The following is a 19,632-nucleotide window of genomic DNA, read 5'->3' as shown; positions in this document are numbered from 1 at the left end:
TCGAGCGCATGTTCGGCCAACTCAAGCAGTTCCGCCGGATCGCAACCCGTTACGACAAAACAGCCCTATCCTTCGCAAGCTTCCTGAACCTCGCCGCCATTCGCAGATGGTTGCCACACTTTGTCAACGCGGCCTAGTTCGGTGCCCGGATTTTGACTTGAATGATGATGGAAGGGATCACCGTCATAATGCGTCAGTAGCGCCGTTCCGAAGGAGCGCAAAAAGCCTTTCCAACGGTTTTCCTGGCTTCATGACCAGCGGCAAGTCGGGATGCCGCGCGTGCAGCTCTGGAGGTAGGCCCGCAGCGCTGTACACTACGAAGGGTATTGCGGTTTCCATCAGGAAAAGTGCGAGAGGCGTGACGTCGCGATCCCGGAGATTTGCGTCTACGATGGCAGCGTCAATCTTCGCCTGAGTCAGGAAAGTTAGAGCCTCACCGACCGTTGAAAACGGACCGGCGACTGTGCCGCCTACACTCTCCACATTATCACAAATCACCATCGCAATCAGCGGGTCGTCCTCGACGACCAGCACGCACAATCCTGACAGCATATGTCCTCCCTAGAAGCGGGAGCACGAGGTCTCTCAGCCGGTGACGCGCCACACATGTCACCGATAGACTGTAAGCGGATTGATATGGATTAAGTTCCCAAATTCATTTGATATTTTAGCGATTAATCGTGGCGCTCCTATATTGTTGGTCGAGGGGCATTGCCGTATTTCCCGCCAAATCGCAGCCTCCAAGGCTACACAGTGCGATATAGCCTTCCTTGCCATGCCTTCAAAAGGCAGGCATGGTTCGGTGTCACCGCGTAATCGACGCCACTTCGGTTTACGGCGCGCTTGATCCAGAACGCGACAGGAATTCCATGAACTATAGCGGAACGCGCATTGCGCGGTCGTCGCCCCCTGCCTGCAATGACGCCTGGAATGGCAAAGACGCATCCCCAGAAAGGAAAGGAGTACAGGAAAACGGGGCAGGATCGGACAAAAGCCTCCCGATAATTACGGTCGATATTGCCGATATTCCGGGCGGTGGCCAGCTTCACCTCCTCCAGTGTGGGACAGAGTTCTCGATCCAGTTTGGCGATGATGAGTTGATGGGCAGTCGAGATCATGAATCCGAGAAGGCTCTCGCAAGGCTGACCCAAGAGCGTCTTGTTCAGCGCGATGGCAATATTTTGATTGGCGGCCTCGGCATGGGCTTCACCCTTGGGGCTGCGCTCGACGCTTGGTCACAAAGCGCGATCATCACGGTTGCCGAGCTCGTGCCCAAAATCATAAGCTGGGCGAACGGACCTTTGATGCACTTGTTCGGTACCAATCTGACAGATCCGCGAGTCAGAATTCAATTGGCCGACGTGTTTGATGTCATTACCCATGAGAAGGATCGCTTCGATGCCATTCTGCTCGACGTCGATAATGGTCCAGACGGTTTCATCAGAAAAAGCAACGACAGGCTTTATTCGACCGACGGCTTGGAAATGGCGTATGCAGCACTGAAACCGGGCGGCCTACTGTCGATATGGTCAGCCTACAGCGATGACGCATTTGCCGAAAGGCTCGAGCAGGCCGGATTCTGTCTGGATGAGATCTTGTTGCCAGCCTTTAGCGGCAGCGCCGAACGCTGGCACAATATTTGGTTCGCAGCCAAGGCCGGGGCCTGACAGTCCGTACCAGCTTTGCAAGCATGAGACTGAGCCTGCCAGGCTTCCATTCGCTACAGCGCGCGACCGGGCTTGGCAGGCATCGTCGTTCTCAGGTCAGTAAACCGGAGAATCCCATTTGATTTGTCGTGATGGCACTTGGCCCGATTAGTTCAGAATTGCCACTGCTGTAGAGGCGATGAAGCTTCTTCGCGTTGCAACACGGAAATGATCTTCGCATAGGCACGAGCCAAATCCTCGTGCCTTGCTCTGATCGCAGGATTCTCCGCAAGCTCAGCATGCTTCAACTCGGTCAATCTCCGGCGGTTAAGATAGTCGAACCGACCCATGTCGATATTCATCGTGCTGACGGCGGATGGTGGCGAGCCACATGCGATCGGGAGCGTGTGACAGATCCTTCGATCAGCTTACCCTTCATCAAAGCGCGAAGTGCATCGGCATCTCGTGGGTCAAGCAGAACGATCCGCACGCCACCGGAGTCAAGCGCCTCGAGAACCGAAATCCTGAAGCCGTTTTTTTGACAGACCAGCCGCACGGCGTCGGCTGATTCCATGATGTTTATGGCCCTGCTCATATCCGACAATCCCGCTGGTCGTTTAAAGCGAAAGGGGCTGAACCATCGGGACGCTCCGATCGATAGAGGTGCACATGTTCTCGAATGCGCTGCGCATAACGATTGGCCAAACGCTGATGCGCATGGGAGGCAGCGCGGCAATGCGCGCTTTGGGCACGCAGCAACTCTTCCTGCTCGCGCTTGAGCAAATAATTTAGATCTTCCACGGATGGGCTCCCTCAGCTGGCAAGCGGGAGCACGTTGGTCTCTCTGTCACGGCGAATGCTTGCAGCAAATTTCGCGCAATGATTGTGTTTATCAAACAATATTATCAAAGTCCATGATTCAATTTATAAATCACACGAAAAACCTTAAAAATTATTGGATCGACATAGCAACGATATTTCATAAAATATAATGCATGATATTTGAGATCAAATATGTATATCACCATTAATTATTTTGAAAAAGTTATATTATACTATATTCACTTTGATATCTATTTAACATCATAACAAGTTTTATAGATTTTCATAATTCATCGATCTTCAGATCGTCCCAGCCATCCAATATGCCGCTCCTCCACTCTGTTCGAGAATTCGGCATAATTGGTTGGCAACCAAGAAATGCGCTCGCTCACCTGGCGCTGACAGCAAATGCAGCGCCCGCTCATGACCATGGATGGCCTGGCGGGCTGCCTTCCCCTGCCCATCCATGCCTGTTTTGCCGCCGGCCCAATGGAACTGCCTTCATACCCATCGCCTTGACAGTGGAGATGACGGTGCTGGACTGCATCCCAAGCTTGTTGGCTTATGGTCGGGGTTCAGCATATTCATCAGCGCGACCTTGCGCTGTTCGTGACCCAGCCCTTGGCCATCGGGCAACGATGCGCGGATGCTTAAGCGCAAAAACATCAATGATAAATCTGACAATATCTATCCGAGTTCTTCGAGAATTCGCTTTACCGCCTCAAGCCCCGAAGAGCTTTTTACCGCGATATCTAGTGGTCGGCCGCCGAGGCCGGGCTCTTCGCCGTTCAGAAATGCGATGGCGCCCTGAGAGCCCAATCGGGCTATGGCAAGTTCAAGAATATGCCCTTGGCGCTCGATCTGATCCGAAGATAGATATGGACCGTCGAACCGTCTTCCAGCCCGCTCAATCAAGATGATCATCCTTTTTTCGCATCTTGTCCAGCGCTTGTCTTTTGCGGTCGATCTGGACCAGCAAAGCGCGATCAGACATGATCTGCCATGCAGCTTTTGACCGCAGGCAGCGCTCTTTCACATTCGCCAGATTGGTTTCCTGCGCCTCTTTGTCACATTGTGCGACGCGGGCCAGGTAGAAGTCGATCGTGGCGGGCATGTCGATCTCCTGCGAGTTGGATGTCGTTGCGACGGACGTCAATCGATCATTTCAGCGACAGCCCTGCGCAATTCGCGCACGGGCAGAGTGCCCAAAGGGACGTTTTGGTAAAATGAACGCGGCGTTTTGCCAGTCGCGGGCGATAATTTGGCATGAGCCATATTCGAACGGATACTGAGATTCATGATATTCCTGAAACACGCATCTTGGCGTGTGATGTAATGAAAAAGTCTCGCTAAACGGCACCTTGTGTCGGCGCATAAGGCGCACAAGAACAGCCGGAGCATAACCCGCCACAGCTTGGGCGGGGCCAAGTGGTCACATTTCGAGCGCTTGCGCGGTACGGTCTTGCCATCCAATGATCAGGCAAACCGGCGCGACGGGATGCCGCGCCGCTAATGCATTATAGGGGGCGCTTTGCCTCGACGACTATCTTAAGCAGTCTCAAGGTTCACAGCAGACTGTTTGCCCCTCCGATCTGCTTCTACTTCGTAACTCAGGCGCTGATCCTTATGCAGCGTTATCATTCCCGCGCGCTCGACAGCAGAAATATGGACGAAGCTGTCCGGTCCGCCATCTTCGGGCGCTAGGAAGCCATAGCCCTTGTCAGCATTGAAGAATTTTACGGTGCCGATAGGCATGAGTGTTTCCTTTCACGAAAACAGAGAATCCACCCGCGAAATTGCAGGCGAAGCTGATAGCGCAAGAAAGGAAGCGGCACCCAAATGGGGGAAAGCTCCGTCGCAGGCGACGTTAAGCATCAACAAAAATACGGTATAATTGAAAAATGTCAATCCTAAAATCAATTTCGCTACATAAGTGAAATGAAATTTTTACTAAAAATGAAATTGCAACCTCTAATATTATCGATTTTTATATATAGATATGAATTACATGCGTTATTTTATAGCCAAGTGCGAAAGTGTGGTCGACGCGTTTATAATAGTTCGCATCTCCGTTCAATTTGGTGACCATTTTTGCACTCATGCTCAGCGCGGCCAGTTTTGGATGGTCAAAAAGCGGCAGTTGAAGTGCCCGTATGGTTGGCACCGTGGAAGGCTCGTTTGCGATCTCCGTATGTCCGGAATCAACGATCCGGCCCTCAGGACCGGACGGTCGGGAAAGTCCCAGGAGTCGCCTATCCGATTTTCTCACTCGAGAGAGCGTAGCCTTAAGCGCCAACGATATAATTGAATTGCTGGATCATGCGTGGAGACGCGCTAATGGTGCGTCCATGCGCAAACTCATTCTACCTCTAATCCTTCTCTCGATCACCTCGCCGGCCTTTGCATGGGGGCCCATCGGCCATCGGGTGACCGGCGCGATCGCCGATCGCAACCTGAGCGGCGTGGCCCGCGCCAATGTCCAGCTTCTCCTGGGCGAGGAGGATCTGGCACAGGCGGCAACCTGGCCCGACGACATGAAATCCGACCCTGCCGATTTCTGGCAGAAACAGGCCAGCCCATGGCATTATGTGACCGTGCGCGAGGGCGACGCCTATACGAGCGCAGACGCGCCGCCCGAAGGCGACGCGATGAGCGCGCTTGCCCGCTTCACGGCGACGCTGCGTGATCCTAAAGCCTCGATCGACGACAAGCGCCTTGCCCTGCGCTTTATCGTCCATATCATCGGCGACCTGCATCAGCCGCTTCATGCCGGCGGCGGCAACGACCGGGGTGGCAATGACATGAAGGTGAGCTGGTTCGGCCGCTCGACCAATCTCCATTCGGTCTGGGACAGCGCAATGATCGAGCAGCGATCGCTGTCCTATTCGGAACTCGCCGACTGGCTGTCGCGCGCGATCACGCCGCAACAGATCATTGCCTGGAATGATCGCGATCCCGGTACGTGGATCCGCGAGAGCATCGCGCTGCGCAAGACCATCTATCCCACCGATACCAGCCTGTCCTGGGACTATGCCTATCAGCACCGGCTCGAGCTGGATGATCGGCTCAAGCGCGGTGGTATCCGCATCGCTGCCTATCTCAACTGGGTGTTCGAGAATCCGCAGGACCAGAATCCGTCCCCGGCTCAATCTCCGCGCAAGCCCGCAAGGCGCAAATGACATGCCACGCGGTACGCGGCACGAACTGATCGGCATACTGCTTGGCGGCGATCCCTATCCCGTGCTGCGTGTCGCCGATGGCGGGGAATGGCGGCTCGATTGCCCCAGATCCTGCCGGCATCTTCTTGGCGAGAAGGTCCGGGTCGTGGGAACGAGATCCGATTTCGAAATGCTCGATGTCGAGCAGATCGAGCCGGCCTGAGCCGCATCGGCGGCTTGCCGGCCTTTCACCGAAAATCGCGCGTCTTGACCTTGATGCCCTCTGTCGGCTGGCCCGGAATGATGCCCGAGCCCAGGCGCAGATCGGGGTCGTAAAGATCGCGGGGCCCGCGCCCAAGTGGCCGGTTGGCCGCGTCGCGCGGATCGGGTGCCATGGCGCTTTTGACGATATCAGCGCGGCTGACCTGATAGATGCTGGCGACGTCCGCCCGTTGGCCGACGCTGGCGAGGAGAGGGGAGAGGTCGTCGAGCCGCTGGGCGATGAGATGGATGACCTCGCCCTCCTTCTGGACCTGGCCGCGCACGCCCATCATCGAGGCGCCGAGCACCACGCGCCGATGCTTCTCGAAAAGATTGGGCCAGACGACGAGATTGGCGACATCGGTCTCATCCTCGAGCGTGATGAACATGGTGCCCTTGGCGGAACCCGGCTTCTGCCGCAGGAGAACGAGACCGGCGAGATTGACCCATCGCCCGTCGCGAATATCCTTGAGTGCGGCGCAGGTCACCATCTTCCGGCGCGCCAATTCGTCGCGCAGGAAGGCGAGCGGATGGGCGCGCAGCGAGAGTCCGATCGCGCGATAATCCTCCACCACCTCTTCGCCTTCGCCCATCTGCGGGAGAATGACGTCCGGTTCGATCGCCTCGGGGCGAAGCTTGCCTGCCCGCGCGTCCGCTGCGGCAAAGAGCGGCAAGGCCTCGTCGCCAAGGCCCTTCACCTCCCAGAGGCCGGCGCGGCGCGAAAGCGCCAGCGAACCAAAGCCACCGGCCTGGCCGATCCGGTCGAGCACGCGGCCGCTGACGCCGGCGCGGCGCTGAATTTCCTCGACGCTGGCATAGGGTTCATTGCCGCGCGCCAGGACGATGGCGGCGCCATCGGCATTTTTGAGCTCGCGCGCATAGCGCAGTCCGATCCGCACCGCATGATAGCGGCCCTGGGTCGGCTCGAGTGTGCAGTCCCAGCGGCTGTGATTGACGTCGATCGGCCGGACCTCGACCCCATGCTGGCGCGCGTCGCGGACGATCTGGGCGGGCGCATAAAAGCCCATGGGCTGGGCATTGAGGAGCGCTGCGCAGAAGACGTCGGGATGATGGCATTTCATCCAGGAAGAGGCATAGGCGATGAGCGCGAAGGAGGCGGCGTGGCTTTCGGGAAAACCGTAGGAGCCAAAGCCCTCGATCTGCTTGAAGGTCTGTTCGGCAAAGTCGCGTTCATAGCCGCGCGCGATCATACCGTTGATGAGCTTGTCGCGGAAATGGGACACCCCGCCGGTCAGCTTGAAGGTCGCCATCGCCCGGCGCAGCAGATCGGCCTCCGACGGCGTGAAACCCGCGCATTCGATCGCGACGCGCATCGCCTGTTCCTGGAAGAGGGGGACGCCCAGGGTCTTTTCGAGCACTCGGCGCAGTTCCTGCGTCGGATAGCTGATCGCTTCCTTGCCCTCGCGGCGGCGCAGGTATGGATGGACCATGTCGCCCTGGATCGGGCCCGGGCGTACGATCGCCACCTCGACCACCAGGTCATAGAATTTGGTCGGCTTGATCCGGGGCAGCATCGCCATCTGCGCCCGGCTCTCGATCTGGAAGACGCCCAGCGTATCGGCCTTGCGGATCATCGCAAAGGTTTCCGGATCATCATGGGGAATGGAGGCCAGGTCCATTGCGATGCCCTTGTCATCCTCCAGGAGAGCGAAGGCGCGGCGCATGCAGCCCAGCATGCCAAGGCCCAGCACATCGACCTTCATGAAGCCGAGCGCATCGATATCATCCTTGTCCCATTCGATGATCTGGCGATCGGCCATGGCAGCGGGCTCGATCGGCACCAGTTCGTCGAGCCGTCCCAGGGTCAGCACGAAGCCGCCGGGATGCTGGGACATGTGCCGCGGCGTATTGATGAGGGTGCGGGCGAGCTCGAGCGTCAGCGCCAGGCGCTTGTCGCTCGTGTCGAGATTGAGCTCCTGTGCATGCTTCGCCTCGACACCATCGCGCGCCCAGCCCCACACCTGACTTGAAAGACCCGACAGCATGTCTTCGCTAAGCCCCAGCGCCTTGCCCACCTCGCGCACGGCGCCGCGCGCGCGAAAGCGGGAGATGACGGCGGTCAGCGCCGAACGTTCGCGGCCATAGGTTTCATAGATCCACTGGATCACTTCCTCACGCCGCTCATGCTCGAAATCGACGTCGATATCAGGAGGCTCGCGCCGCTCGGCCGACACGAAGCGCTCGAAGAGCAGTTCGGATTTGACCGGGTCGATCGAGGTGATGCCGAGCACGAAGCAGACCGCCGAATTGGCGGCGCTGCCGCGCCCCTGGCAGAGAATATCCCTCGATCGGGCAAACTGGACGATCGAATGGACGGTGAGGAAATAGGGCGCATAGGCAAGATCGCCGATCAGCCGAAGCTCATGGGCGAGCTGTTCGCGGACATTGTCGGGAACCCCATGAGGATAGCGGCTCGGCGCCTTTGTCCAGGTCAGGCGCTCGAGTTCCTGCTGCGGGGTAAGGCCGCTTTCCCCGATCTCGTCGGGATAGGTATAAGTGAGCTGACCAAGGTCAAAGCGGCAGGCCCGCGCGATCTCGACGCTGCGGCGGAGCGGCGTCAGGTCGCCAAGATAGCGGGTGAAGAGCCGCTCCATTTCCGCGACGGACTTGAGATGCCGGTCGGCAAAACGCTCGCGGCGCTGGCCCAGCGTGTCGACCGTGCATTTTTCGCGAATGCAGCTCACCACATCCTGCAGCAGCCGTCGCTCGGGCGCATGGTAGAGAATGTCGCCGGTGGCGACGGTCTGCACCCCGGCGCGCGCGGCGAGGCGGGCAAGATCGCGCAGCCGGATCGCATCGCGGGGCCGGCGCCGGATCGAAAGGGCGAGATAGGCGCGGGAGCCGAAGATGGCAGCAAGCCGGTCGAGCGCCTCCTCGCACGCCGCATCGGCGCGGTCGGGCACCAATATGCCGATCATTCCTTCCCCCCAGTCCGCCACGTCCGACCAGTCGAGATGGCAGCTGCCCTTGCCGCCACGGGCCTTGCCGATGCTCAAAAGCCGGCAGAGCCGCGAATAGGCCTCGCGGTCCGTGGGATAGACGAGCAGAGAGGCGCCGCAGACAAGGTCCAGCCGGCAGCCGATGATCGCCCGGCAGCCTATGACCTTCTGCGCGTCCCAGGCTCGCACGGCACCAGCCAGACTGTTGCGATCGGTGATGCCAAGGGCTGGCAGGCCCAGCAGCGCGGCGGCCGAGAACAGCTCTTCAGGGCTGGAGGCGCCGCGCAGGAAGGAGAAATGGCTGGTGACCTGCAGCTCGACATAGCGGGCGCCCTCAAGATCGTCCTCGAGATCATGGTCGTGATCATTCTCGGACATCATGCAAAGGCACCATGGATGAACCAGCGCATCGGGCCGGTCGACGCCTGCTCACCATCCCCCATGCGGAACAGCCAGTATCGCGCGCCGCTCACCGTCTCGACCTGGAAATAATCCCGCACGGCATAGGGTGTGTCTGCCTCATGGCCGCCCTCACGCCACCATTCGCCATGCAGGCGCTCTGGCCCATCGGCCTGGGCGATCCGATGGCGCCGCCCCCGCCAGACGAACATGGCAGGCGGATGATCGGGCAGCATCGCCATCACGTCGACAGGCTCTGGCGGGACCAGCATGCGGGCAGGCCGGGGAAGATCATCGGCCCAGCCAGCGCCGCCGGCCGATGACAGCGGCGCGACATGCCCGACTTCGCGTTCGGGCATGCTGCTTGCGCGCGGCGCCGAGCGATAGAGGCTGCGCGCGCCAAAGCGATTGGCGAGCGCATCGACGATCGCGGCGAGATCCGGGCCGCGCTCTTCACCGGCAAGGACGCTCCCGACCTGGGCGGCCGCCATGGGCTGGGTGAGCGACGCGACCAGTGCCATGGCCTCGATCCCCATGCCCGGATCAATCGTCTCGATCTTCTGGGAGAGCAGCTTTGCCAAATGACGCACATCGCGCGAGGGGGAAGCAGTCCCGACCCGCACGGCCTGCCTGGCGCCATCGACCCGCTCGAAATGAAGATCGAGCCGGCGCGCGCCTGTCCCCGCGCGCAGCAGGAGGCGGGCAAGATCGGCGCAGAGGTCGGCGATGACCTGGGCGATGGCATCGGCAGTGCCGATCGGTTCGAGCAGGCTGCGCCGGACGCGCGGCAAGCTGGCGCGATAGATCGGATCGATGGGTTCGGGCACCTGGCCCAAGGCCTGGTCGAGGCGCTTGTAGAGCTGGCGGCCGAATCGCTTGGCGAGCGGCGCACGCGGCGCGGCGATCAGCTGCTCGATGCGCTCGAACCCCATGCGGCGCAGTTCGCTCGCGACGCCCGGCTCGATGCGCAGCGCGGTGACCGGCATGATCGAGAGCGCGGCGCGCGTGGCGCCGGGCTCGATGATGTTCGGCCGTCCTGATGGTACAAACCGTGCCACCGCATGGGCGCAACCGGGCGTGTCGGCGACCGCGACCTGGCAGGCGAGGCCCGAGCCACTGACCCGGCGCATCATGTCCTTGAGGAGTGGCACTTCGCCCTCGAAGAGATGGGCGCAGCCGGTAATGTCGATCCACAGGCCATCAGGTGGATCGGGCGCGACGATCGGAGAATAGCGCTTTCCCGCCCACAGAGCGAGCCGGCGCAGGCCCTCAAGGTCGCCCTCGGGATCGGCATCCACCACGTCCAGCTCCGGCGCCAGCGACCGGGCACGCGTTACCGTCATGCCGCCGGCTATGCCAAGCCGGCGCGCCTCCTCGTCCACGGCCGCGATCAGGCGGCGGCCATGGTCGACATGGGCGGTGACGAGGGGCGGTGCGCCGCCTTCAGGCGGCCTGCCGGCTTTGCGACGGATACGATCCGTCGACCAGCGCGGCAGGAACAGCGAGACAACCCGTCTCATCGCTTCCCTCTACGGTCCAGATTTGGGGTTCGGTGCCGCGCGCGCGCTCAAGCGCCAGCGACCAGCGCGGACGCGCGAGACCGGGAAAGCCCAGCGCCGGGCTGGGCACGGCCCGCACCCGCCAGCGGGTCAGCGCGGCGCTGCCCTCGGCCTGGCTTTCAGGGGGCATGGCGCGGCGAAAGACCATGGCCAGCACGCCCGATTGTTCGGCTGCCAGCTGCAGCCGGCGCGAGGCGGTGAGGGACATTTTCCTCAGTTCCCCGACGACGCCGCCAAGGCCGGGGTGACGCAGGCATTCCTCCATCGCGATGAGGACATTGGTGTCATTGCCCGCTTCCACGAAGATGACCCGATCGGGGTGGAGCCCGGCGAGATGCAGGGCCGGCGAAAACAGGTCGCGCCAGTGGAGGCACCAGATGATCTGGCCCTGCGACCGCGCGAGAATGCCGGCCAGGAAAATGGTGGCGGCTGCATCGTCGGCAAGGTCCGGACTTCCGGCCACCTCATGAAGGGCCCCGGTCGCTATGCCGCCGCCCGGCAGATGATCGTCAATGGCGTCGATGCCGAAGGGAAGCACTGGATGCCGACCGCCCACGGCTTCCACCTGCGCGATACGCGCACGCAGCTCGTCGAGGATGGCGGTTTTTGACATGGAGGCAGGGACTCGAAAATATGTTCCCCATTTGTTCGCCCCAATCCTGCGCCGGAGTCAATGGCATTTCGTTCTTCATATGTTCCATGTTAAGGAGATGGCTTCGAGTCCCGGCAAGGAGGTCCCATCATGTCACGGCTGCATTGCGCGCGGGCGAGCATCGCCGAGATCGCGGCGCACTTCGGGGTCAATCCCTTGCCGTCGGTCGCGGTACCTGAGGAGACGGTGGAAGGGCTGCCGGGGCTGGTCGTCTTCGAGAAAGGCGGCCGGCGCCTGTTGCGGTCCATGACATGGGGTTTTCCGCGCCTGACCAAGGATATGCGCGCGCGCGGCGAAGAAGCGGGGCGGATCGGCTTGGTCGCTGATCTCACCAACCCAATGTGGGAGGAGATGGTGGTCGATCCGCGCTATCGCTGCCTCATCGTGCTCACCCATTTTGCCAATCCCGATGGCGTGCCCGGTGCCAAAACCCGGACCTGGTTTTCGGTGAAGCGTCAGCCGATCATTGCCTGGGCCGGCTTCTGCCGCAATCTGCTGAGCGAGGGGCCGGTCTATGCCGGCATGACGATGGAGGCCAATGCCGCGATCCCGCCGACCAATGACCGAATGCCGGTGCTGCTCGACCCCCATGACTATGACGCCTGGCTGCATGGCGGCATCCAGGATGTGATCCGGTTTCAGTTCCGGCCACCTTTTGCAGCCGAGCGAATGAAAGTGCAGCAAACCGAGGATAGCTGGCGCAGCAAGGCGCCGCCGCCCGGGACACAGGCGCAGGCGCTCTTGCTATAAACCAGGGCGAGAAATTTGCCGGCTGTCAGGGCAGATATGCCGCTTCCCAGTCTTTGGCGGCGTGATAGGATGAAGCTGGAATCACCAGCTGCTCCAGCCGCTCAGTTGAAAAGGAGGTCAGCCATCTGCAATCTCTACACCGAGCGCCTGAGCGCTGCTGAGGTGGCCGCCCATTTTGGCGTGGCAAACCCGGTCATGTCCAATGCCGGAGACGAAGTCTATCCCGGCACGCCGGGCCTCGTGGTCCGGGAGGAAGCTGGGCAGCGCATCATGCAGTCCATGACCTGGGGTTTCCCGTTGCGCTTGAAGGGCATGTCGCCGACGGCAAAGCCCAAACCCGTCAACAATATCGCCGATCTCACCAAGCCGATGTGGAAAGGGCTGGCGGCCAAGCCGCAATGGCGCTGCCTCATCCCGCTGACGGCATTTGCCGAAGCGGAAGGGCAAAAGGGCGCCAAGACCCGGACCTGGTTCAATGTGAGGGGGCAGCCTATCTTTGCATGGGCGGGGCTTTGGCGCATGAGCGACGAATGGGGGCCGGTCTATTCGGGCGTCATGACCGATTGCAACGAAGCCATCCGGCCTGTGCATGATCGCATGCCGGTGCTTCTCATGCCGGATGAATATGAGCGCTGGCTGCATGGATCGTTCGATGATGCCGTGGCGTTCCAGGAGCGTCGCTTTCCCGATGAGTTGATCGAGATGACCCGCACCAGCGATCTCTGGGTCAAGAAGAAGTCTGCGGTCGCCGAGGCACCGTCGCTTCTATGACCAGGGAGATGGAACGTTGGGCAGCGGCTCTCGCCGTTGATCGCCAATATGGCGCGGGGGCAGACGAGTTCATCGCCGGACGCTTGAAAGATCTCGCCATCAAGGGTGACGAAGCCGGCGTCATGCGCTGGCTCGCAATTGCAGATTGCCTCGATGCCCTTGCGGCTGGAGGTACGATCCAGTGAGGTGATGGCCTGGACGCATGGCTAGGCATCGAATTGCAGCTAGCTGAGCGAAGTGCACAATTCGAACGGACTGCAAGTCTCTAAATTTGCCGCAGACGAGGCTAGTGGATTTAATTTTTTACCCCTAGCCCCGTCTTCGGAAAATCGAATGCCTCAGTCATGGCATTCTAGCTTTTCTTAGGCTGCGCACCCTTGGCGGATGCCCGCATTATCTTTGAGGTCGCGCCTCATTCGGTTCACATAAGATTCGACATCAACGAGGATGGTAGGCGAGAAATGCTTCGCCATGTCCGCCGCCAACGCCGTCAATGACGCATCTGTCGATTCGGCCGTCAAGATTACAGGGCTGAACGAATACTCGATCCGATGCGCATCTGGATCGCCTATATCTACTTCGTCTCCTGCCTCGCAGAACGCCGTTTCGGCGGGCGACTCTAGGATTTCAACGACGGTGGAAAAGCTGTGACCTGACACAAAGGATTGGCAGATGTCCGCTATCTCTGAATCGTCGGCATCTTCTTCCTCAATTTCGACGAGGTAGGTCGTCAATTCTGGCAGCAGCTTATTCACGAGGTCGCGCGCTTCGTTGATGGTCGGTACATCTCCGATCTGCCACATACTCATCTGGCCGTTGGCGACTTCGACCGGCATCGCACCTGGTTCGAACTGTTCGACCCAAGCTGTGCCATCGCTATGGTCGAGCCACAGATACACTGGCCAGTGCGAGCCAGGCAGGTACGCGGGCGTGTAAAGTGCGTGGACCTCCGCATCGCCAACACAATTCTCGGCTTTCATAAATTCTCCTTATCGCTTGTTAAATCACAGGTTTGCCTCGGAAGAGGGCTTGATCGGCCGAAATTCAAAGCGGTCGACGAAGGCGCTGGAGGTTGGCTCGCCATGCCCGCACTTCGCGTAAGTTCCAACGCGTCGCCGCTCCGCCCGGTTTATATGCTGGAGGAAACTGGCCGCGTTTCATGAGATCGTAGATCTTGGTTTTACCCAGCCCCACTATTTCCTTAACGGTGGCCAGCGGAACGAGGATGTCGTCGTCGCCTCCCACGGCTTTTGTGGGCGCCAATGGAGATGAGTTCCTCATCCATGTCTGCAGATCTTCGAGCAGTTGAGGATCATCTTCCATTGCGCGCCGCAGCTGCGCGATGAACCAAGCGAGGTTGTCAGCCTCGCCTGATTGCGGGGGGCAAGAAGTGACATGATCACTTCTTGTGCCTTTTGCGTCCCTTGCCCGAAGCGCGATACAGACCGGGCGGTCTATGTTTCTGATCCTGCTCACGCTTTTGCTTAGCTTGGGCCAGGGCTGATGTGGCGGGTGGCGCGGTCGGAACCGAACGGAAAAGATATTCGATCAGGACATCGAACCGCTGAGCTTCTTTCAAGGCCATCCGCCCAGCCCATTTTTCACGTCGGATAGAGAGCTTGCCGAGCGTTGTGTGAACGGTCTTCAGCAATTGCTGATTAAGTGAATTCCCTCGAGCTTCAATTTCGTATTTCAGGTCCGATAACGAGACGCTCTGATCTAATTCTATGTCGTAAATGTAGCGATACGTGAATAAAATTTGATTGACGCGATCATCTTTATTATTAGGCAAATCATCACGAAATGTAGAAGGCAATTTCAACTTATTGTTTTCATATACGCCGTCAACGATGTCATTGATCTGGTCAGAAAGCTGTATCAGGCGCTTTGTTGCGAAGGCGATACAGAATCCGGCAGGGTGGCCGTAATACGCGCGGTGACAACCCCAATTTGCGTTCTTGATCACCTTTCCTTCGTTATTATTTTTATTCCTTAGCCTTTCCATCGTGCTTCGAATTTTTTTCGCACTCGCGCCCAATCGGGGGAGCAACTTGCGGATTTCGTGCTCGATTTCGCCCTCTGACCGATCTGATATGGCTAAATAGGACTCAGCGAGTGAGCGCAGGTCGGTAATAAGATCGGCATTCGGCTGCCTTTTTTTGGGCCGAAAGTAGTGGTCATCCACTTTGACGACAGCATCTGCGGCCTTGATGATGTCACGAATTGCGGCAGGCTGACGGTACGGTCCCGTTAGGCCGTCCAGCCGAGTGAGGAGATGGTCCACCATCCAGGCGCGAGCAGCAATGAGCTGAACCTGAAACGCAGCATTATATGTCGCGACGTTCGATACGAGCGATAACAACTCAGTACGCGTGAAATCGCCCCAGCCCTCCGCCGGAATGATTTTGATGGCCTTGTCCAGATATCCCTTTCGGCAGAGCCTGAGAAAATCAGGCGCGCTCTTTGATGCGTTCCATAGTAATTCTGCATCGCGTTGCGGCGAGAGGTTCAACGCCTGCGCCACAGTTTGCAACGCGTCCGGGTTGTTGGATGCATCGAGCATGCGGGTGAATGTCCGCTCAATGGCTTCCTGATCGGCGAATGCTGACGCTGGCGCTCGCACGCAATGATTAAAGAGATGCCCGGGCGGCAGTTCGCGAAGGTCCCCGGTGCTGAAAGCCGCCTCGTGATATCGTCGGCGTTTCAGGTCGCCGTAAATGATCGCTTCGGTGTTTTCCTTGATGGATTTCGCAATTGAGTCTGTATCAAACCTCGATGGTAGCTTGATTTTCTGATGATAGTTTTCGCGGGTGGACATGGATGCTCCTTGAAGAGCGCGCACCCTATCCCGCTAATCTTAAACGAATATTTCCACGGACGCGACTTTCGTCGTCGTGTCACGATGGCTTAGCTTCGTACCGCGCCACCCGTTCCAGGACTTCCAAAACATGGTTCAAGCCTCCCAAGCCCGGCACGCAGTCGGGCCTGAACAGGAGACTGAAAATGTCATTGGATGATGAAGAAGACTTCTCCGACCGGGTCGCAGGAGCTCTGCTGAAGCAGCGGCAGTCGCGCTCCAGTCCGCGCGCAAAGGCGCGCGAATTTGTGGTGAACCTTCTTGGCAAGTGCCCGGACGCGAAGCTGCCGGAACTCATCAGGCTGCCCGAGATGCGCGAGTGGATGGGTCATCACAAAATCACTGAAAGCCAGCTTCGTGAGGCGCTGACGCTCGCTCGCCGCGATGTGAAGAGCAGCACCAACGACGTCGTCACGAAGCGTCCGCAGCGACGGCGCCGCATGCCGGTCGCTGTCCGCCCGGAAAAGACTGCGGCTCCGACCGACATGTTCGGCGGGCTGATCGTGGAAAACGGTCCGATTAGCGACCTTTGATCCTCGCGCCTTTCAGTCAGCAATCTATCAAATTCTCGTCAGGAAACGTCTCATGGCTATGCCGTCATCAATTCCATACAACCCCAAAAAGGACAAAAAGAACAGCAAGAGGAAGGCCCCGATCCTGCTGTTCAGTGGCGACAAGGGCGGGATTGGTAAATCTTTCGCGGCCCGAATCTTCGCCGGCTTGCTCGGACAGTGGGGGTACTCCGCTGTCGGGTTCGACGGCGACGCGCGAAACGCTCACTTGGAGCGCTATTACGCCTCCGTTTTCCCCGTCGGCCGCCCCTATCTGCGCAGCGAAGCGGGCTGGGCCCAGATGTTTGACGGTTGGGAAGCCGTCGCCGATGAAACCGTCATTCTAATCGACACCCAAGCGGGGTTTGGTGAAGTCGCCAGCCAGCAGAAGGCCGCCATCTTGTTGGCAACCGAAAAGCTGCAGCGAGAGGTTATTAGCCTCTGGATCGCTGACGAAGAAGAGGATTCGGTCCGCCTGTTCAAAGCGGCACCCGAACTTGCGCCATCCGACAATACGTTCTTCCTGATGAATGGCAGGTTCGGGTCGACACTCGCCGAGTTCGTCATCTGGAGGGAGTCGCAAACACGGGCCCAAGCACTCGCACGAGGAGTGCGAGAGTTGTTGCTGCCTGCGCTGCCAATCCGGGCGCGGACCCGTATCGCACGTGCTCATGCGCCCTTCTATCCCCGGCCCCAGATTGGGCTGTCCTTTTCGGAAACGATTGAGTTCGATCTTTGGTGGTCCCGCGCGGAAGAGGCTTGCGAGCCCGTTCTGAAGAAGATCCAGGAGATCATGGCATGAGCATCTCGTCAGAGGATATGATCCGCCGTCTGTTGCGCCGCGAGCCGACAGCGGAAGACTACAAAACGATGAACCAGTTGATCCGGGATCTTCCGCCGGAACTCGTAAGCAGTCCAGGTGTCATGGCTGAAATTATCCTGCGCATGGAGCATGTTCGCGAGCTCAAAGCGATCATGAAGCAGGCGGCCTTCGAAGGCCAGCAGCGCATCCATCATGATCTGGATGCGCGCGTCGATCGGGCTGCGATCAGTGCGCTGTCGAGGATCCGTGACACGATGCCGTATAACGCCGATGATGGGGCCTGGCGGCTGCTTTGGATCGCGTTCTATTGGATGGTTGGTGTCGCCGTAGTCGCTGCGACGGCGAGTTGGATGGTGGCAGCATGGTACATGTCGCCCGAACGCCAAGCGCATCATGCCGCAACCGAAACAGAGTTCTCTCGCTGCGTGAATGCGGCGGCAGGCGGCTTCACAATTGGTGCAAAGTCGAAACGCGATGCGAGCGAAGCCCGTCGCGACATGGTACGCAATGACCTCATGATCTGCGCTGCAGAATACGCGGATCGTCGAGCAGGCGATCTCTAATCCAACATCGCTGTTCCTGCATACGCAGGGCTTTGCCGCCGCATTTCGCGGCGGCACCGTCCCAAGTGGCAGCTTAAAACGAAAGTGGGAGGAAAGGAGCAAGGGCTGGCCAACGACTACCGCGCCCGGGGCGGCGCGGGTTCGACTGCTTTGTCGCCTACGGCTCTGGCGCATTCGAACGCGTTGGCCTGACCTTGTCAGGGAGGGAACCCCTCCCTGAACCCTCCCCAAATGCTTGCATTGGAGAAATGAAATTGCCTGGCCAAACTGGCACCGAGGTTCGCGTGCGCACCATCGTACTTACGACGAGGTGGTCGCCAGCGGAGCATAGCCGCTTGGAAGAGATCGCCGAATTCTCGGACTGCTCCAAAGCGGAGGCACTCCGACGGCTGGTGCAGCAAGGGCAGCCGATGATCCTGCCGTCAAGGCTCCTCGTCTCCGAAGTTCGGCGTATTGGCGTCAACATCAATCAACTCGCCAAGCGTGCAAACGTTAGCGGGCAGGTCGACCATGATGCGCTTATTGAAGCATACCGAGATCTGCTTTCCGCAACTCGGATGCTGCTCCGATGATTCCGGAAATCAAATTTGGCAGGGACTTTGGCGGCCTGGTCAATTACCTGATTGATCAGCGAGACCATGAAGTCCTGGATATTCGTGGGGTCTCTTCGATCGACATGGCCGCGCAGGAGATGGCCCTGGTCGCGAGCATGGCTCGCCGCGCAAAGTCGGTCGTCATGCATTGTTCGCTATCTGCGGCCATTGAAGACGGCCAACTCGCCGCAACCGACTGGCGACAGATCGTCGATGAAATTGACAGTGAGTTCGACCTTCGCAATCATCAGCGCGTGATCGTACGGCACAAAGACAAGGATTATGACCATGTGCACATCTTCTGGTGCACCGTAAATCCAGATACCGGCCAGACTCCTCCCAAACAGCTTTTCCTAGCCAAAGGAGTCAAGGTCGCAGGACTCGGCGATTTCGCGTTGACGCCAAAGCAGGCCGCATCATTAGCCAAGGATCAAACCGTCCGCGGGTCTTTCAACCGCCATGCGCTATATCGGCTGCAGAATTTCTGCCGACGCTTCGAACGCAAACTTGGCTTACGCCGTCTCCGTACACCGCGCGAAATGGCAGCAGACAGGATGTCACGTCAGTCTCGCGGACCATCAGGTTCGCAGACGCACCGGGCAGAACGGACCGGTAGCCCTTTATTGCTGGAGCGCGCGCCCGCCATTCGCTCGGCGCTCGACGAACCTGACTGGCCCCGCGCCCAACGCCGATTAGCAGCTATTGGGATCGGGTTGCGGCCCGCTTTTCGCTCGAGCAAAACCAACGGCGACAAGGTCGTCGGACTGATATTGTTCGATCTGACAGATCCTCAAAATAGCATCAAGGCATCTCAGCTTGACGGTGACGGACGCCGTTATGGGCTGGTGCAAATCGAGAAACGGCGCAAGTCGGGCACGCCTACGCTAGGTGAGTGGTGGCCGACTGCAGCGGCAACTGTGCCTGCGCCAGAAAGCGCAACCGACATTGATGAGACGTCAATTCGCGACGATTTCGAGGCTTATCGCGCTCGGTGCTTGCATCAGCGTCGGGAGGCGTCCGTGAGGAGGAAGCAACTCAAAGAGCAATATGCCAAAGATCGTAAGGCCGTCGCGAAGGCGCTCATGGAGAAGCGCCGACAGCAGGCACAAAGTCTTGCAGCGAGCGCGCGGCGGTCACGTCCGTCAATGTGGTGTAATTTCGGTGCTGGCCATCGGGCTGCATTTTCAGGCGGCCTTGGGTGTAATCTGTAGCGGCTGAACCTCCTCGGTTATGGGTGTGGCAAGGGCGGCCATGCCCTCGATCTGCA

Annotated in this window: 23 protein-coding genes and 1 pseudogene; 12 read left to right on the top strand and 12 right to left on the bottom strand. The window is 59.1% G+C overall.

Going from position 1 to position 19,632, the window contains the following annotated elements:
- A pseudogene (locus AC13EK_RS04125) lies at nucleotides 1-137 on the top strand (IS5 family transposase); the annotation flags it as partial.
- A gap of 46 nt (nucleotides 138-183) precedes the next feature.
- Here the strand turns inward: AC13EK_RS04125 and AC13EK_RS04120 are convergent.
- A complete protein-coding gene (locus tag AC13EK_RS04120; RefSeq protein ID WP_069335467.1) occupies nucleotides 184-534 on the bottom strand; it encodes a response regulator in 351 nt (116 codons plus the stop codon).
- A 335-nt stretch (nucleotides 535-869) separates the two neighbouring features.
- Here AC13EK_RS04120 and AC13EK_RS04115 point away from each other — a divergent pair, with 335 nt between their 5' ends.
- Entirely contained in the window at nucleotides 870-1,667 is a 798-nt protein-coding gene (locus AC13EK_RS04115) for a spermidine synthase family protein (protein ID WP_139149891.1), read from the top strand.
- Nucleotides 1,668-1,819: 152 nt separating this feature from the next.
- Here AC13EK_RS04115 and AC13EK_RS04110 read toward each other — a convergent pair whose 3' ends face one another.
- The 5 genes from AC13EK_RS04110 to AC13EK_RS04090 all read right to left on the bottom strand — a co-directional run bounded on the left by AC13EK_RS04110 (nucleotide 1,820) and on the right by AC13EK_RS04090 (nucleotide 4,223).
- A complete protein-coding gene (locus AC13EK_RS04110; RefSeq protein ID WP_017503746.1) occupies nucleotides 1,820-2,008 on the bottom strand; it encodes a hypothetical protein in 189 nt (62 codons plus the stop codon).
- A gap of 229 nt (nucleotides 2,009-2,237) precedes the next feature.
- Nucleotides 2,238-2,447, bottom strand: coding sequence for a hypothetical protein (locus AC13EK_RS04105; RefSeq protein WP_081331550.1), 210 nt, complete (start codon nucleotides 2,445-2,447; stop codon nucleotides 2,238-2,240).
- A gap of 708 nt (nucleotides 2,448-3,155) precedes the next feature.
- Nucleotides 3,156-3,392, bottom strand: coding sequence for a hypothetical protein (locus tag AC13EK_RS04100; protein WP_139149890.1), 237 nt, complete (start codon nucleotides 3,390-3,392; stop codon nucleotides 3,156-3,158).
- Complete coding sequence (locus tag AC13EK_RS04095; RefSeq protein WP_069335456.1) at nucleotides 3,376-3,582, bottom strand: hypothetical protein; 207 nt, start codon at nucleotides 3,580-3,582, stop codon at nucleotides 3,376-3,378. Before AC13EK_RS04095 ends, AC13EK_RS04100 begins: the two co-directional genes overlap by 17 nt.
- A gap of 434 nt (nucleotides 3,583-4,016) precedes the next feature.
- Nucleotides 4,017-4,223, bottom strand: a complete 207-nt coding sequence (locus AC13EK_RS04090; protein ID WP_010335983.1) for a cold-shock protein — start codon at nucleotides 4,221-4,223, stop codon at nucleotides 4,017-4,019.
- Between the two features lie 593 nt (nucleotides 4,224-4,816).
- Between AC13EK_RS04090 and AC13EK_RS04085 the strand changes: the two genes are divergently transcribed.
- Complete coding sequence (locus AC13EK_RS04085) at nucleotides 4,817-5,647, top strand: S1/P1 nuclease (protein WP_069335454.1); 831 nt, start codon at nucleotides 4,817-4,819, stop codon at nucleotides 5,645-5,647.
- A gap of 1 nt (nucleotide 5,648) precedes the next feature.
- On the top strand, nucleotides 5,649-5,849 hold the full coding sequence (locus AC13EK_RS04080) for a DUF5818 domain-containing protein (RefSeq protein WP_069335453.1): 201 nt from the start codon (nucleotides 5,649-5,651) through the stop codon (nucleotides 5,847-5,849).
- 25 nt (nucleotides 5,850-5,874) lie between these two features.
- Here AC13EK_RS04080 and AC13EK_RS04075 read toward each other — a convergent pair whose 3' ends face one another.
- Genes AC13EK_RS04075 through AC13EK_RS04065 form a run of 3 tightly spaced genes read right to left on the bottom strand, consistent with a single transcriptional unit; the run spans nucleotide 5,875 to nucleotide 11,418 of the window.
- Nucleotides 5,875-9,228, bottom strand: coding sequence for an error-prone DNA polymerase (locus AC13EK_RS04075; protein WP_069335452.1), 3,354 nt, complete (start codon nucleotides 9,226-9,228; stop codon nucleotides 5,875-5,877).
- The gene (locus AC13EK_RS04070) at nucleotides 9,225-10,766 is read right to left on the bottom strand and encodes a DUF6504 family protein (protein WP_081331549.1); all 1,542 of its coding nucleotides are present in this window, start codon (nucleotides 10,764-10,766) and stop codon (nucleotides 9,225-9,227) included. Before AC13EK_RS04070 ends, AC13EK_RS04075 begins: the two co-directional genes overlap by 4 nt.
- Entirely contained in the window at nucleotides 10,690-11,418 is a 729-nt protein-coding gene (locus tag AC13EK_RS04065; RefSeq protein ID WP_069335451.1) for an ImuA family protein, read from the bottom strand. The genes AC13EK_RS04070 and AC13EK_RS04065 overlap by 77 nt, the downstream gene beginning before the upstream one ends.
- A gap of 129 nt (nucleotides 11,419-11,547) precedes the next feature.
- On the opposite strand from AC13EK_RS04065, the gene AC13EK_RS04060 reads away from it, so the two are divergent.
- The 3 genes from AC13EK_RS04060 (at nucleotide 11,548) to AC13EK_RS04050 (ending at nucleotide 13,163) form a co-directional block, all read left to right on the top strand.
- The gene (locus AC13EK_RS04060; RefSeq protein WP_069335450.1) at nucleotides 11,548-12,207 is read left to right on the top strand and encodes an SOS response-associated peptidase family protein; all 660 of its coding nucleotides are present in this window, start codon (nucleotides 11,548-11,550) and stop codon (nucleotides 12,205-12,207) included.
- 162 nt (nucleotides 12,208-12,369) lie between these two features.
- Nucleotides 12,370-12,978: an SOS response-associated peptidase gene (locus AC13EK_RS04055; RefSeq protein ID WP_069335449.1), complete on the top strand. Its 609-nt coding sequence runs from the start codon at nucleotides 12,370-12,372 to the stop codon at nucleotides 12,976-12,978.
- Nucleotides 12,975-13,163, top strand: coding sequence for a DUF6961 family protein (locus tag AC13EK_RS04050; RefSeq protein ID WP_069335448.1), 189 nt, complete (start codon nucleotides 12,975-12,977; stop codon nucleotides 13,161-13,163). Before AC13EK_RS04055 ends, AC13EK_RS04050 begins: the two co-directional genes overlap by 4 nt.
- Nucleotides 13,164-13,340: 177 nt before the next feature.
- On the opposite strand, the gene AC13EK_RS04045 is transcribed toward AC13EK_RS04050, so the two are convergent.
- The 3 genes from AC13EK_RS04045 to AC13EK_RS04035 form a co-directional block, all read right to left on the bottom strand.
- The gene (locus AC13EK_RS04045) at nucleotides 13,341-13,958 is read right to left on the bottom strand and encodes a hypothetical protein (RefSeq protein WP_069335831.1); all 618 of its coding nucleotides are present in this window, start codon (nucleotides 13,956-13,958) and stop codon (nucleotides 13,341-13,343) included.
- 64 nt (nucleotides 13,959-14,022) lie between these two features.
- Complete coding sequence (locus tag AC13EK_RS04040) at nucleotides 14,023-14,301, bottom strand: helix-turn-helix transcriptional regulator (RefSeq protein WP_234791925.1); 279 nt, start codon at nucleotides 14,299-14,301, stop codon at nucleotides 14,023-14,025.
- 76 nt (nucleotides 14,302-14,377) lie between these two features.
- Nucleotides 14,378-15,796, bottom strand: a complete 1,419-nt coding sequence (locus tag AC13EK_RS04035; RefSeq protein ID WP_069335830.1) for a hypothetical protein — start codon at nucleotides 15,794-15,796, stop codon at nucleotides 14,378-14,380.
- 185 nt (nucleotides 15,797-15,981) lie between these two features.
- On the opposite strand from AC13EK_RS04035, the gene AC13EK_RS04030 reads away from it, so the two are divergent.
- The 5 genes from AC13EK_RS04030 (at nucleotide 15,982) to AC13EK_RS04010 (ending at nucleotide 19,576) form a co-directional block, all read left to right on the top strand.
- Nucleotides 15,982-16,368, top strand: coding sequence for a hypothetical protein (locus AC13EK_RS04030; protein WP_139149920.1), 387 nt, complete (start codon nucleotides 15,982-15,984; stop codon nucleotides 16,366-16,368).
- A 52-nt stretch (nucleotides 16,369-16,420) separates the two neighbouring features.
- A complete protein-coding gene (locus AC13EK_RS04025) occupies nucleotides 16,421-17,188 on the top strand; it encodes a P-loop NTPase family protein (protein ID WP_069335828.1) in 768 nt (255 codons plus the stop codon).
- The gene (locus AC13EK_RS04020; RefSeq protein ID WP_139149919.1) at nucleotides 17,185-17,772 is read left to right on the top strand and encodes a hypothetical protein; all 588 of its coding nucleotides are present in this window, start codon (nucleotides 17,185-17,187) and stop codon (nucleotides 17,770-17,772) included. The genes AC13EK_RS04025 and AC13EK_RS04020 overlap by 4 nt, the downstream gene beginning before the upstream one ends.
- Nucleotides 17,773-18,020: 248 nt before the next feature.
- Nucleotides 18,021-18,344 carry a plasmid mobilization protein gene (locus AC13EK_RS04015; RefSeq protein WP_069335825.1) on the top strand — a complete coding sequence of 108 codons (324 nt, stop codon included), beginning with the start codon at nucleotides 18,021-18,023 and terminating at the stop codon, nucleotides 18,342-18,344.
- A complete protein-coding gene (locus AC13EK_RS04010; RefSeq protein WP_483022052.1) occupies nucleotides 18,341-19,576 on the top strand; it encodes a relaxase/mobilization nuclease domain-containing protein in 1,236 nt (411 codons plus the stop codon). The genes AC13EK_RS04015 and AC13EK_RS04010 overlap by 4 nt, the downstream gene beginning before the upstream one ends.
- Nucleotides 19,577-19,632 lie beyond the last annotated feature (56 nt).

Source organism: Sphingobium sp. L-44, from assembly GCF_056859495.1.
The sequence above is the reverse complement of the archived record's forward strand: the minus strand, read 5'-3'. Positions and strand labels throughout refer to the sequence as shown.

Excerpts from the sequence above, each read along its gene's own strand:
- AC13EK_RS04115 (WP_139149891.1), top strand. The coding sequence starts at position 870 with ATGAACTATAGCGGAACGCGCATTGCGCGGTCGTCGCCCCCTGCCTGC.
- AC13EK_RS04110 (WP_017503746.1), bottom strand. The coding sequence starts at position 2,008 with ATGAATATCGACATGGGTCGGTTCGACTATCTTAACCGCCGGAGATTG.
- AC13EK_RS04100 (WP_139149890.1), bottom strand. The coding sequence starts at position 3,392 with ATGATCATCTTGATTGAGCGGGCTGGAAGACGGTTCGACGGTCCATAT.
- AC13EK_RS04095 (WP_069335456.1), bottom strand. The coding sequence starts at position 3,582 with ATGCCCGCCACGATCGACTTCTACCTGGCCCGCGTCGCACAATGTGAC.
- AC13EK_RS04090 (WP_010335983.1), bottom strand. The coding sequence starts at position 4,223 with ATGCCTATCGGCACCGTAAAATTCTTCAATGCTGACAAGGGCTATGGC.
- AC13EK_RS04085 (WP_069335454.1), top strand. The coding sequence starts at position 4,817 with ATGCGCAAACTCATTCTACCTCTAATCCTTCTCTCGATCACCTCGCCG.
- AC13EK_RS04080 (WP_069335453.1), top strand. The coding sequence starts at position 5,649 with ATGCCACGCGGTACGCGGCACGAACTGATCGGCATACTGCTTGGCGGC.
- AC13EK_RS04075 (WP_069335452.1), bottom strand. The coding sequence starts at position 9,228 with ATGATGTCCGAGAATGATCACGACCATGATCTCGAGGACGATCTTGAG.
- AC13EK_RS04070 (WP_081331549.1), bottom strand. The coding sequence starts at position 10,766 with ATGAGACGGGTTGTCTCGCTGTTCCTGCCGCGCTGGTCGACGGATCGT.
- AC13EK_RS04065 (WP_069335451.1), bottom strand. The coding sequence starts at position 11,418 with ATGTCAAAAACCGCCATCCTCGACGAGCTGCGTGCGCGTATCGCGCAG.
- AC13EK_RS04060 (WP_069335450.1), top strand. The coding sequence starts at position 11,548 with ATGTCACGGCTGCATTGCGCGCGGGCGAGCATCGCCGAGATCGCGGCG.
- AC13EK_RS04050 (WP_069335448.1), top strand. The coding sequence starts at position 12,975 with ATGACCAGGGAGATGGAACGTTGGGCAGCGGCTCTCGCCGTTGATCGC.
- AC13EK_RS04045 (WP_069335831.1), bottom strand. The coding sequence starts at position 13,958 with ATGAAAGCCGAGAATTGTGTTGGCGATGCGGAGGTCCACGCACTTTAC.
- AC13EK_RS04040 (WP_234791925.1), bottom strand. The coding sequence starts at position 14,301 with ATGGAAGATGATCCTCAACTGCTCGAAGATCTGCAGACATGGATGAGG.
- AC13EK_RS04035 (WP_069335830.1), bottom strand. The coding sequence starts at position 15,796 with ATGTCCACCCGCGAAAACTATCATCAGAAAATCAAGCTACCATCGAGG.
- AC13EK_RS04030 (WP_139149920.1), top strand. The coding sequence starts at position 15,982 with ATGTCATTGGATGATGAAGAAGACTTCTCCGACCGGGTCGCAGGAGCT.
- AC13EK_RS04025 (WP_069335828.1), top strand. The coding sequence starts at position 16,421 with ATGGCTATGCCGTCATCAATTCCATACAACCCCAAAAAGGACAAAAAG.
- AC13EK_RS04020 (WP_139149919.1), top strand. The coding sequence starts at position 17,185 with ATGAGCATCTCGTCAGAGGATATGATCCGCCGTCTGTTGCGCCGCGAG.
- AC13EK_RS04015 (WP_069335825.1), top strand. The coding sequence starts at position 18,021 with ATGAAATTGCCTGGCCAAACTGGCACCGAGGTTCGCGTGCGCACCATC.
- AC13EK_RS04010 (WP_483022052.1), top strand. The coding sequence starts at position 18,341 with ATGATTCCGGAAATCAAATTTGGCAGGGACTTTGGCGGCCTGGTCAAT.